The 12,674-nt window shown below is 71.4% G+C and carries 13 protein-coding genes; 9 read left to right on the forward strand and 4 right to left on the reverse strand.

All coding sequences use genetic code 11. The features are described from left to right. Nucleotides 1-23 precede the first annotated feature (23 nt). The gene (locus tag BM333_RS09470; protein WP_092310337.1) at nt 24-554 is read left to right on the forward strand and encodes a hypothetical protein; all 531 of its coding nucleotides are present in this window, start codon (nt 24-26) and stop codon (nt 552-554) included. 3 nt (nt 555-557) lie between these two features. Here the strand turns inward: BM333_RS09470 and BM333_RS09475 are convergent, their stop codons facing one another. After that, nucleotides 558-1,052: a peptidase S1 gene (locus BM333_RS09475; RefSeq protein WP_218151445.1), complete on the reverse strand. Its 495-nt coding sequence runs from the start codon at nt 1,050-1,052 to the stop codon at nt 558-560. An 87-nt stretch (nt 1,053-1,139) separates the two neighbouring features. Here BM333_RS09475 and BM333_RS09480 point away from each other — a divergent pair, with 87 nt between their 5' ends. The 5 genes from BM333_RS09480 (at nt 1,140) to BM333_RS09500 (ending at nt 2,847) form a co-directional block, all read left to right on the forward strand. Further along, nucleotides 1,140-1,601 carry a DNA polymerase III subunit chi gene (locus BM333_RS09480; RefSeq protein WP_092310340.1) on the forward strand — a complete coding sequence of 154 codons (462 nt, stop codon included), beginning with the start codon at nt 1,140-1,142 and terminating at the stop codon, nt 1,599-1,601. Nucleotides 1,602-1,678: 77 nt separating this feature from the next. Next, complete coding sequence (locus tag BM333_RS09485; protein WP_245777217.1) at nt 1,679-1,918, forward strand: hypothetical protein; 240 nt, start codon at nt 1,679-1,681, stop codon at nt 1,916-1,918. 16 nt (nt 1,919-1,934) lie between these two features. Continuing rightward, nucleotides 1,935-2,225, forward strand: a complete 291-nt coding sequence (locus BM333_RS09490) for an I78 family peptidase inhibitor (protein WP_092310343.1) — start codon at nt 1,935-1,937, stop codon at nt 2,223-2,225. Next, a complete protein-coding gene (locus BM333_RS09495) occupies nt 2,222-2,506 on the forward strand; it encodes a hypothetical protein (protein WP_092310346.1) in 285 nt (94 codons plus the stop codon). The genes BM333_RS09490 and BM333_RS09495 overlap by 4 nt, the downstream gene beginning before the upstream one ends. After that, nucleotides 2,497-2,847, forward strand: a complete 351-nt coding sequence (locus BM333_RS09500; RefSeq protein WP_092310349.1) for an I78 family peptidase inhibitor — start codon at nt 2,497-2,499, stop codon at nt 2,845-2,847. The genes BM333_RS09495 and BM333_RS09500 overlap by 10 nt, the downstream gene beginning before the upstream one ends. Nucleotides 2,848-2,850: 3 nt before the next feature. Here the strand turns inward: BM333_RS09500 and BM333_RS09505 are convergent, their stop codons facing one another. From BM333_RS09505 to BM333_RS09515, 3 genes are all read right to left on the reverse strand, one after another. After that, nucleotides 2,851-3,642 (reverse strand): DsbA family protein, encoded by a 792-nt coding sequence (locus BM333_RS09505; protein WP_092310352.1) that lies wholly within the window; start codon nt 3,640-3,642, stop codon nt 2,851-2,853. Between the two features lie 20 nt (nt 3,643-3,662). After that, nucleotides 3,663-5,072, reverse strand: a complete 1,410-nt coding sequence (locus tag BM333_RS09510; RefSeq protein ID WP_092310748.1) for a M48 family metalloprotease — start codon at nt 5,070-5,072, stop codon at nt 3,663-3,665. A 65-nt stretch (nt 5,073-5,137) separates the two neighbouring features. After that, entirely contained in the window at nt 5,138-7,720 is a 2,583-nt protein-coding gene (locus BM333_RS09515) for an Rne/Rng family ribonuclease (protein WP_092310355.1), read from the reverse strand. Nucleotides 7,721-8,177: 457 nt separating this feature from the next. Between BM333_RS09515 and BM333_RS09520 the strand changes: the two genes are divergently transcribed. From BM333_RS09520 to BM333_RS09530, 3 genes are read left to right on the forward strand one after another with little or no spacing between them, the layout of a single operon-like run. Beyond that, nucleotides 8,178-9,395: an N-acetylmuramoyl-L-alanine amidase family protein gene (locus BM333_RS09520; RefSeq protein ID WP_425425124.1), complete on the forward strand. Its 1,218-nt coding sequence runs from the start codon at nt 8,178-8,180 to the stop codon at nt 9,393-9,395. Nucleotides 9,396-9,450: 55 nt separating this feature from the next. Beyond that, nucleotides 9,451-10,185: an exonuclease domain-containing protein gene (locus BM333_RS09525; protein WP_092310361.1), complete on the forward strand. Its 735-nt coding sequence runs from the start codon at nt 9,451-9,453 to the stop codon at nt 10,183-10,185. A 10-nt stretch (nt 10,186-10,195) separates the two neighbouring features. Then, nucleotides 10,196-12,640: a penicillin-binding protein 1A gene (locus tag BM333_RS09530; protein WP_092310364.1), complete on the forward strand. Its 2,445-nt coding sequence runs from the start codon at nt 10,196-10,198 to the stop codon at nt 12,638-12,640. Nucleotides 12,641-12,674: the final 34 nt, after the last annotated feature.

Consider the following 12,674-nt stretch of genomic DNA (forward strand, 5'->3'; position numbering starts at 1 on the left):
GCGGGCAACCGGAGGAACGACCCGTGACCTACACCGATCCCCTTGATCCGCGCCGCCCGGTCCCGGGCGATCCCGTCGTCACTGAAACTGTGGTGACGCGGCCGGGCGTCACCGAGACGGTGACGACCACCGGTCCGGCGGTGACCGAAACCGTGGAGACGGTGGTGGTGCGCGAGTCCAACACCGGCTGGTGGATCGCCGGCATCCTCGGCGGGCTGGTGCTGCTGGCGGTGCTGTGGATCCTGTTCGCGCGCGGAAGCGAACCCGAGACGGACGCCGCCCTGCTGGAGGCGCAGATGGATGCGGCCACGGCGCAGGCGCAGGCCGAACAGGCGCTGATCGCCGGTCAGGTGGCGGGCGCGCAGGCCAGCATCGACATGGCGCGGGCCGATGCGGCGAGGGCGCAGGCGGACGCCTCGCGCGCCGCCGCCGAGGCGCGGGCGGCCGAGGCCCGCGCCCAGACGCCGGTCGTGATCGAGACCCCGGCCCCGGCCCCGGCGCCCGCTCCGGCGACAGGGACGGCGGTGGTGTCGCCGACCGCCCCGCAGGGCTGACGCCTATTCGCTCCCGACCTCGGAGATGTGCAGCCGCGCGGCCTGCAGCGCTCCGCTGCCGTAGGTGCCGACCCAGATGTCGTACTGCCCCGACCGCGGCGAGTTGAAGCGCAGCGAGGGATTGAGGCCGTTCACCCCGCCGTCGTCGTCGCAATACCAGCTGCCGTCCGGCCCGTTCACGACCAGGGTTGTGTCGCTGGACGAGGCGACGGACAGGATCAGCGGGTACTCGCCGGCCCGGTAGTTGAGGCGAACGTCGGGCGCGGCGGCGACGAAGCCGCTGCAGCCGGGTGAGATGTTGGACGCCGGTATGCTCCCGCCGGACTGCAGCGAGATCACCCGCGGATCGGGTTCGAAGCCCGCGGACAGGCTTACCGTGCCGTAGCTCGGCGATGCTCTGTAATCGGGCATCCCGCCGGCGATTTCCGGCATTGTTGCGCAGCTGACGAGCGCGAGGCCCAGACCGGCGATCCCGACCGCCCGAAACAGATTGTGCATGCGAACCCTCCCTTGGTGGAGAGGCGACGGTGGCATAGGCTCGGCGGGGCGGCGAGTGCCGAAACCTGATGGACGAATCGAACGGCGATGCCGGAGACCCGCAGCGAAATCTGGTTCTACCACCTGGAGCGCTCGGGGCTGCCGGAGGTCCTGCCGGGTCTGCTCGACAAGACACGCGAGCGGGGCTGGCGGGCGCTGGTTCGGGTCAACAGCGCCGGTCTGCTGGACGAGATCGACGAGCAGCTGTGGACCTGGCGGGACGAAGCCTTTCTGGCCCACGGGCGGGCCAGCGAGCCCCACGCCGAGCGCCAGCCGATCCTGCTGAGCGAAACCGGCGAGAACCTGAACGGCGCTCAGGCGCTGTTCATCGTAGACGACGCAGAGCTTGGCGATACGGAGAGCTACGAACGATGCTTCATCATCTTCGACGGGCGGGACGAGCGATCCCTGACGGCCGCCCGGGAGCGGTGGAAGGTGCTGAAGCAGGGCGGGGCGAACCTGGCCTATTGGCGGCAGTCGCCGGAAGGGCGCTGGGAAAAGGCGGCCTGATCGCTCTCGCCGCCCTCGCGGGCTGCGCCAGTCCCGCCTCCGACGCGCCGGCCCCGAGGGCGGTGGAGCAGGCCCAGGTGAGCCTCGCGCCGGTCGGCAGTCGGGTGCCGCAGGATTCGACGACCGACCTTTGCCGGGCGGGCGAGCTGCAGTGGCTGGTCGGGAAACCGAAGACGGAGATTCCCGTTCCGGTGAACGTGGTGAACCGCCGCGTCACCTGCACCACCTGTCCGATCACCGAGGACTTCTCGCCCTACCGGCTGAACATCTTCTTCAATGCGCAGACCGACGTCGTCGAACAGGTCCGCTGCGGCTGATCCAAGGAGCCTTGCCATGAGAATGCTGATGCTGAGTCTGGCCGCCGCGGGTCTGATGGCCGGTTGCGCCGCGCCAGTCGATCCGGGACCGGGGAACCCGTCGGATGGCGCGCCGACCCAGTGCCGGGCCGACCAGTATCGCTATCTGATCGGTCGCAACCGTTCCGAGATCCCGCCGACGCCGGCCGGCCAGACCTGGCGGGTGGCGTGCACCACCTGTCCGGTGACGATGGACTACAATCCGAACCGGCTGAACATCTTCTACGACGAGGCGACCGGCGTGATCCGCCGGGTCGAGTGCGGATGAGCCGGTGGCCGATCCCGGCGGCGGGCGCGCTGCTCGTCGCCGCCTGTGCGCCGACCCCGTCGGCCGGTCCGGCGGCGGGTCCGGGGGGGCCGGAGCGCTGCGACGCCGAAGGGGCCCGGTCGCTGATCGGAACGCATGTCGGGGCCGTGACCTTCCCGCAGGACGCCAACGTGCGCATCGTCTGCACCACCTGTCCGACGACCCGCGACTACCGGCCGGACCGGCTCAACGTCCGCTTCGACCAGACCACCGGCATCATCAGGAGCGTCGATTGCGGCTGATCGCCCTCTCCCTCGCCGTGGCCGCCGCCCTGGCGGCCTGCAGCGAGTCGCCCGCTCCGGCCGGCCCGGAGCCGACGCGCACGCCCGCAGCGCCCTCGATGGCCGCGGCTCCCCCGGCGGAAGAGGTTTCCCCGCCGCCGGCCCCGGGCGACGACTGCGGCGCGGCCGGGCGGCGGGACTGGGTCGGACGGGCCCGGGCCGACCTGCCCGAGGCTCCGGCCGGCGCGAACTGGCGCGTCTACGAGACCGGCCAGCCGGTGACCCAGGACCTCCGTCCGGACCGGCTGAACATCGAGATCGATCCGGACAGCCAGACGGTGGTGCGCCTCAGCTGCGGCTGAGGCTCAGCCGCGCGCCTTGGCCTCGCGGATGGCGCGGTCGACGTCGGCCGGCTGGATGCTGGGGCTGGCGCGGCCGTTGATGAAGAAGGTGGGCGTGCCGACCAGGCCAAGGGTCTGGGCCGCCGCCTGGATTTCGGTCAGGTGCCGCGCGACGTCGACGCCCTGCATCGCCGCCTCGGCCTGCGGCAGGGAGACGCCGTTGGCGGCGAGGATGCGGTCGACCGCGGCCGGGTCGAGCGCCGGCTCGGCCATCAGGTCCCGGAACACCGGCAGATACCTGCCCTGGCGATGCGCCGCATTCGCCGCGCGCGCGGCGTAGTGGGAGGTGACCTCCGTGCCGCGGTCGAGGATCGGCCAGTCCTTGAACACGAAGCGCACGTCGGGGTGGGCCTGCATCAGGCGCAGCACCTCGGGAGCGGTGGCCTTGCAGCCGGGGCAGCGGAAGTCGAAGAACTCGATCACCGTGACCTCGGCGTCGGCGGGGCCGAAGGCGGGATCGTCGGCGTCGACCGCGAGCAGACCGGGGTCGGCGGCGGCGCGCCGGTTGATGGCGTCGGCCAGGGCGTTGTCCTGGTTGGCCTGCAGCGCCGTGCTCATCTCCTGCAGGATCTCGGGGTTCTCCAGCAGGTAGCCGCGGACCTTCTGGTCGAACGATCCGCCGCCCGTGACGTACGGGACGACGGCGACGGCCAGGGCGAGGGCGGACATGGCCACGGCCGCCACGACGCCGCGTTCGGGGGTGAACAGCCGGCGCGCGCGCGGCGGCGAGGGCGTCGTTTCAGGCGCTTCGGTCATGCGATCGGTTGTTCCCTGGTTCAGCCGCCGACAGGTACGACGGCGGGTCGGTTCCGGCTGTTGCGGCGGTCGAGCGCGTCGACGTCGTCCTGGGTGGCGCCGGAGGCGAAGACGATGTCCATGGCGCGGGTGTATTCGGCGGTCCCGGGCTGGAGCATGTCGCGCGCGCGCAGGGCGAACTGGGTGGCCTGCTCCTCGGCGCCCATGGCGAAGTACATCTCGGCCGAGGCGAGGCGCGCCTCGCCCTCCTTGCCCTGGCTGGCGTAGGCCTGCGACAGCAGCCGCCAGGCCATGGTGTTGTCGCGCTCCAGCGCGGCCGCCCGCTTCAGATGGTCGACGGCGCCGGCCAGCAGGCCGGCGTCCCGGGTCTCGATCATGGCGTGCGCCAGGTTGATGCGCAGCAAGGGGGCCTCGGGCATCAGGTCGACCGCCTTCTGGTGCGCGCCGATGGCTTCCGCCGGGCGGCCCTCCTCGAACAGGATCTGGCCGCGCAGCTCCCAGAAGAAGGCGTTCTGCGGTTGCTCGGCGAGCAGGGCGTCCACCGCCGCCAGGGCGCGTTCGGTCTGGCCGTCGCGGTACCAGGCGATGGCGCGGGCGTAGCGGGCGGGGAGGGAGGCGTCGCTCTCGGGCCAGGTCCGCAGGGTGGTGTTCGGCGCGTCCATGAAGGCGTGGATCTTGGCCTGGATCAGGGCGTGCTGCGCCATCCGTTCCGGACTGTCGGACTTCGGATAGCTGGACTGTTCGGCGACGAAGCGGCGCAGGTTCTCGATGCGCTGCGACGACAGGGGGTGGCTGCGGAAATAGGGGTAGCGCCGGGCGTCGGAGAACACTTCCTGCGAACGGAAATTCTCGAAGAAGGTGAGCAGGCCGCGACCGGATTCGCCGGCGGCCTCGAGGGCGCGGGCTCCGGTGTTGTCGGCCTCGCCCTCCTGATGGGTCATGTAGCGCAGGGCGCTGAGCGTGCCGAAATACTGGCTGTTGCCCAGCAGCACGGCGCCGGCGTCCGGCGCGCCGGCGGCGATGGCCAGGGCCCCCAGCGCCATGGTCATCAGCAGCGGCTGCATGCCGGCGTTCTGGGCCCCGTCGCGCAGCGTGTGGCGGTTGCGGATGTGGCCCGCCTCGTGGGCGATGACGCCGAGCAGCTCGTTGGGGCTGTCGGTGCGGAGGATCAGCCCGGTGTTCAGCCCCATGATCCGGCCGCGGGTGGCGAAGGCGTTCAGCTCCTCGTCGTTGATGAGGAGGATCTCGACCTCAGACGGCTCAAGACCCATGGCCGAGAACACCGGCGCGGACCACTCGTGGATGATCCCCTCGATCTCGGTGTCGCGAATGACGCTCTGGGCGGCGGCGGGCGCGGCCGACGCCAGGACGAGCCCGGCGGCGGACGCGGCGCCGATCAGGCGGGCGGCGTTTCGGGACAGCCATGACATGGCGAACTCCTCCAGGCCTCGGACGCCCCCGCCCGTCGTCATCCTCACAATCTAATCGCGGCCTTTCAGCGGCGCCACCATCCCCGCTTCGGCTTCTCCGGCGGGGCGACGATCTGGTTGGGATCCTCGGAGATCAGGGCGGCGACATCGACCTCGACCGGAACCGGAGCGGCCTCGACCGCCTCGTCCGCCGCCGCCGGGAGCGGCTCGGGCGCGGGCTCAGGCGCAGCAGGGGCAGCGGGGACGGCGGTCTCCTCGGCCGGGGCCGGTCCGGCCTCGGACGTGGCGTCGACCTCCATCTCGATGGCCGGCGCATCGGCGACCGACGCGTCGGCGTCGAGGTCGGCGGCGACCTTGCGACGCACCCGGCGGCGCTTGGGCTGTTCGATCACCGCGGGGGCCGCTTCGACCGTCGTCGACTCGCCTTCAGCGGCGACGGGTTCCGAAGTCGCCTCGACAGCCTCCAAGCCTTCGGCCGACGGGGCGGCCTCGACGCCGCGATCGCGGCCGCGGCCGCGGCCGCGCCGGCGCCGCGACCGGCCACTCCGTTCTCCGCCGACCTCGCCCTCGACGCGCTCGGGAGCCGGCGCGCCGTCCGTCTGCGGGGTGTCGGCGTCAGCCTGGGCGCGCGGCTGGGGCCCTTCGGGATTGATCGGGTCGAACCAGACGTAGGGATCGTCGAGCGACGGCGTGCGACCGCGGACCCAGAAGAAGGTGTCGCGTTCGCCGTCCTCGCGCATGCGGCGTCCGCCCCGGCGGCCGCGACGACGGCGGCGTCCGCCCTCGGAGTCGTCCTCGTCGGCCGCGGGAGCGGTTTCGACGGCCTCGCCCTCGCCACGACGCCCGCCGCGACGGCGGCGACGGCGGCCGCCTTCGCCCTCGGTGGGGTCGCGGGGCTCGCCGTCGAGGTCCTCGCCCTCGGCCTCGTCTTCCTCTTCGGAGAAGACGTCCTCCTCTTCCTCTTCGTCCTCGTCCTCCCAGGCGTCGGCGTCGAAGTCGTCCTCGAGATCGACCCAGGGTTCGGCCGCCTCGGGCGGGGTGAAGTCCTCGTTGGTCTCGGTCCGCTCGATGGCGTGCTCGCCCTGGCCGAGGGTGTCGTCGATGAGCACGACCACGTTCAGGCCGCGCTGGGCCAGCAGGCGCTGCAGGTAGTCGCGCTTGTGGTTGAGGATGTAGAGGCCGACCGCGGTGCAGACGCGGAGCTGGATCGTGCCCGCCCCGTTCTTGCCGGCCTCGATGTCCACCGCACGGAGCGTCATCAGGGCGGCGCTCTCGGCGGAGCGGATGCGTCCGGCCCCCTGGCAGTGCGGGCAGATCTCGGTGGCGCCCTCGATCACGCCGAGGCGGCGGCGCTGGCGGCTGATCTCCATGAGGCCGAAGCCCGAGATCCGGCCCATCTGGATGCGGGCGCGGTCCTTGGCCAGGGCGTCCTTGAGCGCCTTCTCCACCGCCCGGTTGTTCTTCGACTCCTCCATGTCGATGAAGTCGATGACGATCAGGCCGGCGAGGTCGCGCAGGCGCAGCTGGCGGGCGGCCTCGACGGCGGCCTCGAGGTTGGTCTTGAACGCCGTCTGCTCGACATTGCGCTCCTTGGTGGCGCGGCCGGAGTTGACGTCGATGGCGACCAGCGCCTCGGTCTGGTTGATGACCAGGTAGCCGCCCGACTTCAGCGGCACGGTCGGCTGGTGGATCTGGGCCAGCATCTCCTCGATGCCGTTCGAGGCGAACAGCGGCCGCGAGCCCTGGTAGAGGTGGATCTTCTTCGCCTGCGACGGCATCAGCACGCGCATGAAGTCGCGGGCTTCCCTGAAGCCTTCGACGCCCTCGACCTGGATGCCGTCGAAGTCCTTGTCGAACATGTCGCGCACGGCGCGGCGGACGAGGTTCTCTTCCTCATAGATGAGGGCCGGGGCGTTCGATCGCAGCGTCGTCTCGCGGATCGTCTCCCACAGGCGCAGCAGGTATTCGTAGTCGCGCTTGATCTCGGCCTTGGTGCGCTTGGCGCCCGCGGTGCGGATGATCAGGCCCATGCCCTGCGGCACCTCGAGCGCGGCGGCGGCGGCCTTGAGGCGCTTGCGGTCGGCGGCGTTGGTGATCTTGCGGGAGATGCCGCCGCCCTTGCCGGTGTTGGGCATCAGCACGCAGTAGCGGCCGGCCAGCGACAGCCAGGTGGTCAGGGCCGCGCCCTTGCCGCCCCGTTCGTCCTTGACGACCTGGACCAGCAGGATCTGGCGACGCTTGATGACGTCCTGGATCTTGTAGCGCCGCATCAGGCGACGCTTCAGGCGCTCCTCGTCGGCGAGGCCGCCCTCGTGCTCGTCGTCGGCGCTCTCACGGCCGAGATCGTCCTCGGCGTCGTCGTCCGAGGACGCCTCGGCCATGATGGCTTCGCGGTCGGCGACCGGGATCTGGTAGTAGTCGGGGTGGATCTCGTTGAAGGCGAGGAAGCCGTGCCGGTTGCCGCCGTACTCGACGAAGGCGGCCTGCAGGCTGGGCTCTACCCGGGTGACCTTGGCGAGATAGATGTTGCCGCGAAGCTGGCGCTTCGCGCGGGACTCAAAGTCGTATTCCTCGACCTGACGGCCCTCGACGATCGCGACGCGGGTTTCCTCCGCGTGGGCGGCGTCGATCAACATGGTCTTTGACATGAAGGGTCTCTCTCTGGCGCGCTCGGGCCTGGCCGGTCAGCGCGCGGCTGACGGGCGGGGCGGCTCGCCGAATGGGGGTGGGGGCGCGGGTGCGCGCAGCCTCGTCCCCGCGGCAGGCGCCGCGGGCGGTGTCGGTCGGATCGGACCGGAGGGTGAGGCTGGCGGTTACGCCCATCGGGTTCAGTCGGTCCTGGGCCTGCCGCGCGCTGTGAAGCGGCGCTCCGGGCCCGGTCGTCGAATCGTCGGCGCCTGGGCGGCCGGCCGATCCTCGGATCAGTGAAAGCATCGCCGCGAGGAGGGCGCGTCCGGTTTCCGCCAGGGCAGGAAGGACGCGATCGTTCGCGAGCGAAGGGAGCATAGTCATCGCAGACGCGAAATGAAAGGCGCGTTCGCCTTAACCCGTTGGCGAGGACGTTCTGGCAAAATGCCCGCAATGCATAAGGTGGGTTCCGGGCGAATGTTCGGTTTGTCGCGTTTGAAGCCGTCGCAGTGGAGCGTGCGCGATCGGGCCATGATCGCGCTGGCGTTCGTGGTGTTCTGCGTCGCCGTGCTTGCGGCCGGGCGGGGCCTGGCGTCGGGGGCGGCGGGCGAGGTCCTTAGGGTCCGGTTCGGCGGCGACGCCGAACGGACTCGCGTGGTCGTCGATCTCGACCGGACGTCTCGCGGCGAGGTGATTCAACCGGGGTCCGACGGCCGGCTGGTGCTCGCCCTGTCCGGCGTCGCGCCGTCGGAGCGGCTGTCCGGCAGCGGGCGCGGACTGGTGCGCGGCTACCGCCTCGCCGGGAGCGGCGCCTCGGCGCGGCTGGAACTGGAACTGGCGACCTCGGCCGAAATCGAGCGCCGTTTCCTGCTGCCGCCGGGGGACGGCGTCGACCATTACCGCTACGTCGTCGACCTGAAGGCCACCGGACGGGCGCCGGCCCGGCGTACGGCTCCGGAGCGGCCCGCGCGGCCCGCCGAGCGGCCGCTGATCTACATCGACGCGGGCCACGGCGGCCGTGATCCCGGCGCCCGGGGCGCCAGCGTCAACGAGAGCGACATCACCCTGGCCGCCGCCCGCGCCCTGAAGCAGGAGCTGGAGCGGTCGGGCCGATACCGGGTCCGGCTGACCCGCGACGGCGACGTCTACGTCGGCCTCAACCGTCGGGTCGCGATCGCCCGCCAGGCCGGTGCAGACCTTTTCATTTCCCTGCACGCCGACGCCGGCGCCGATCCGGCGACGCGGGGCGCCAGCGTCTACACCCTGTCGGAGCAGGGCGCCGGCCGGGCCGTGCGCGAGTTCACGCGCGGCGAGAACTGGCAGCGCAGCCTGAACCTGCCGGGACGCGACGCCTCGGTCGACCGCATCCTGCTGGACATGACCCAGCGCGCCACCCAGAACCGCTCGGCGCAGCTGGCCCGCACCCTGCTGGGCGAGCTGGAGGAGGCGGATCATCCGCTGCTGCGGCGCAGCCACCGCGACGCCGGCCTGGCCGTCCTGCTGGCGCCCGACGTGCCGGCCGTGCTGCTTGAGATGGGCTTCATCACCAATCCCGAAGACGAGCGCCTGCTTGGCGACAACCGCGCGCGGCGTCGGCTGATGCGCGCCGTGGCCGAAGGCATCGACCGCTACTTCGACGCGCCCGCGGCCGGTCTGCAGATGGCGTCTTCGGCGGCCGCCGCGGGTCAGCCGTAGTCGACCTCGCGGCGACGCGGGTGCGTCGAAAGCCGGAAGTCCCTATGTGACGCCCATGCGCCTTCGCGTCGTCGATCTGGAAACCACCGGCGGGGACCGGACCTCGGAGATCATCGAGGTCGGTTTCGTGGACGTGGTGCGCGAAGGGACGGGCTGGCGCGCCCGGCCGCCGGTGTCGCGCCTGTTCCGGCCGCGCGGCGAGATCTCCGTCCACGCCATGGCCGTGCACCATCTGACGCCGGAGGACTTCTGCGACGCGGACCCGCACTGCGACGAGTACGCCCTGCGGGCCCTGTTCGCCGAACCGGTCGACGTGATGGTGGCCCACAACGCCCAGTTCGAGCGCGCCTTCATCGCCGACACCGCCACCGGCGGGCTGCCGTGGATCTGCACGGTGAGATCGGCCAAGGCGGTCTGGCCCCAGGCGCCCGGCCACTCGAACCAGGTTCTGCGCTACTGGCGGGGATTGCAGCTCGACCGGGCCCTGGCCAACCCCGCTCACCGCGCGGGCCCCGACGCCTGGGTGACGGCCCATCTGCTGATCGATCTGCTGGCCGAGGCCTCGGTCGAGCAGATGATCGAGTGGACGCGCCAGCCGCGGCGACTGGACCGGATCCCGTTTGGAAAACACCGCGGGCGGCCCTGGTCGGAGCCGCCGGACGACTACCTGCGCTGGATGGCGGCGCAGGCCGAAATGGACGCGGCGGTCGTGGCCGCCGCGCGACAGGAGCTGGAGCGTCGCGCGGGGGCGCCGTCTGCGGCTCTGGCGGAGCCTTCCGACGCGGGCTAAACCCGCAACCATGCTCCGCTTGCAGGATATCCAGGCCAGAATTCCGGAACGGTGGTTCGTTCTGGCCGGCGTCGCCCTTCTGGGGTGCATCACGCTCGCCGGCCTGATCGTGACGATCTACGCCGCCTGGCTGTTCCACGATCTGCCCGACGCCTCGGACCTGGCCGACTACCGGCCCGCCACGGCCACCCGGGTCTACGCCGGGGACGGCACCCTGATCGGCGAGTTCTCGGACGAGCGGCGAATCTACGTGCCGTACGAGCAGATCCCGGTTCCGGTGATCCAGGCCTTTCTGGCGGCCGAGGACCGCAACTTCTTCAACCACGGCGGCGTGGACGTCTCCGGCCTCGGGCGGGCGATGTTCAAGAACGTCTTCAACGCCGCCACCGGACGGCGCCTCGAGGGCGGCTCGACGATCACCCAGCAGGTGGCGAAGAACGTCCTGCTGACCAGCGAGACCAGCATCAATCGCAAGGTCAAGGAGGCGATCCTCGCCAACCGGCTCGAGGCGACGCTCACCAAGCAGCAGATTCTCGAGCTCTACCTGAACGAGATATTCCTCGGTTACCGCTCGTACGGGGTTGCGGCGGCGGCCTTCAACTACTTCGGAAAATCGCTGGACCAGCTGACGCCGGACGAGGCCGCGTTTCTGGCCGCCCTGCCGAAGGGACCGAACAACTACCATCCGAAGCGCCATCCGCAGCGGGCGCTGGAGCGCCGGAACTGGGTGCTGCGTGAGATGCGGGAAAGCAACTTTCTGACGCAGGCCAGCTACGCCGAAGCCCGCGCCCGGCCGCTGGTCACCCAGGACGCGCCACGCCGGGCCCAGTACGCCGACGCCGACTTCTTCGTGGAAGAGGCGCGCCGACGGGCGATCGCGCAGTTCGGGCGCGAGGAGGTCAACCGCGGCGGCTACTATCTGAGGACCACCCTCGACCCCCAGCTCCAGTCCGCCGCCCGCAATGCGCTGATGCGGGGGCTGGAGGACTACGACCGCCGGCACGGCTGGCGCGGACCCTGGGGCACGACGGACTTCGCGGACGGCTGGCAGGAGGAGGCGCTGAAGCAGACGGCTCCGCCCGAACGCCGCGCCTGGGAGGCGGCGGCCGTCGAGAGCGTGGCCGGCAACACCGTGCGGGTGCGGACGGCGCGCAGCGACCGGACCGGAACTCTGCTGGCGGAGGATGCCGCCTGGGCCAACGCCAACCGCCAGCTGCGTCGCGGCGATCTGGTTTTCGTGGAACCCCGCAACGGGCAGTTCGCCCTCAAGCAGGTGCCCCAGGTCAACGGCGCGCTGGTGGCGATCGAGCCCTACTCAGGCCGGGTGTTGGCGATGGTCGGCGGCTATTCCTACGCCCTGTCCAGCTTCAACCGCGCCACCCAGGCCCGGCGGCAGCCCGGCTCGGCCTTCAAGCCGTTCGTCTATGCGACCGCGCTGGAGGGCGACTATACGCCCGCCTCGATCGTGCTGGACGCGCCGATCAGTTTCGCCGGCGGCCCGAACGGGACGCGCTGGAGCCCCGAGAACTACAGCCGTCAGTACTACGGCCCGCAGACGCTGCGGCGGGGCCTGGAGCTGTCGCGAAACGTCATGACCGTGCGGCTCGCCCAGGCCGTGGGCATGCGCAACATCGTCGACCTGTCGAAGAAGATGGGCGTGTCGGACGACCTGCAGCCGAACCTGTCGGTGTCGCTGGGGGCGGGGGAAACCACGCCCTATGACCTGACCGCCGCCTACGCCGCCTTCGTCAACGGCGGCCGGCGCATCGATCCCTATCTGATCGAGCTGGTGCAGGACCGCGACGGCGAGACGCTGTTCCGCGCCGACGAGCGGCGCTGCCGCGACTGCGGCCGGCCGTTCACCGGCCAGGAGTCGCCGCGGCTTGAGCCGCGCGGCGAACAGGTCATCGACCCGATCACCGCCTACCAGATCAGTTCGATGCTCGAAGGCGTGGTGCAGCGCGGCACCGCGGTGCGCGCCCGCGGCCTCGGCCAATGGGTGGGGGGCAAGACCGGCACGACCAACGAGTACCGGTCGGCCTGGTTCGTCGGCTTCTCGTCGGACATCGTGGTCGGCGTCTTCGTCGGCTTCGACGACAACCGCTCCCTCGGCTCCGGCGAGGCCGGGGCGGCGACGGCGGTGCCGGTGTTCATCGACTTCATGGAGGTGGCCCTGCGCGAGCGGCCGGCGCGTCCGTTCGTACGCCCGGCCAATGCCGTGTTCCGCACTGTCAACGGCATCGAGGAAGCCTTCCGACCCGGCACCGAGCGCCGCCGCGAGGCGGAGCGTCCCGCGCCGCCGGCGCAGCCGACCGGACCGCAGAACTACTACGACGTGATCCGGCGCGAAAAGGAGGCGGCCGCGGGTCAGCCGCCCTCCGAAGCGCCGCCCCCGCCGGCCACCCCGCCGCCGCCCAGGAAGGAGCCGGCGGAGGACTTGAGCGGACTCTACTGAGGCCCTAGACAGGGCTCCCCACGGCGCGCCCGAG

The sequence above is a fragment of the Brevundimonas viscosa genome (assembly GCF_900116065.1).
GTDB classification, from domain to species: Bacteria; Pseudomonadota; Alphaproteobacteria; order Caulobacterales; family Caulobacteraceae; genus Brevundimonas; species Brevundimonas viscosa.

Coding starts and splice junctions, on each gene's coding strand:
- BM333_RS09495 (WP_092310346.1), top strand. CDS start 2,222: ATGAGCCGGTGGCCGATCCCGGCGGCGGGCGCGCTGCTCGTCGCCGCC.
- BM333_RS09520 (WP_425425124.1), top strand. CDS start 8,178: ATGTTCGGTTTGTCGCGTTTGAAGCCGTCGCAGTGGAGCGTGCGCGAT.
- BM333_RS09515 (WP_092310355.1), bottom strand. CDS start 7,720: ATGTCAAAGACCATGTTGATCGACGCCGCCCACGCGGAGGAAACCCGC.
- BM333_RS09530 (WP_092310364.1), top strand. CDS start 10,196: ATGCTCCGCTTGCAGGATATCCAGGCCAGAATTCCGGAACGGTGGTTC.
- BM333_RS09510 (WP_092310748.1), bottom strand. CDS start 5,072: ATGTCATGGCTGTCCCGAAACGCCGCCCGCCTGATCGGCGCCGCGTCC.
- BM333_RS09475 (WP_218151445.1), bottom strand. CDS start 1,052: ATGCACAATCTGTTTCGGGCGGTCGGGATCGCCGGTCTGGGCCTCGCG.
- BM333_RS09525 (WP_092310361.1), top strand. CDS start 9,451: ATGCGCCTTCGCGTCGTCGATCTGGAAACCACCGGCGGGGACCGGACC.
- BM333_RS09480 (WP_092310340.1), top strand. CDS start 1,140: ATGCCGGAGACCCGCAGCGAAATCTGGTTCTACCACCTGGAGCGCTCG.
- BM333_RS09505 (WP_092310352.1), bottom strand. CDS start 3,642: ATGACCGAAGCGCCTGAAACGACGCCCTCGCCGCCGCGCGCGCGCCGG.
- BM333_RS09490 (WP_092310343.1), top strand. CDS start 1,935: ATGAGAATGCTGATGCTGAGTCTGGCCGCCGCGGGTCTGATGGCCGGT.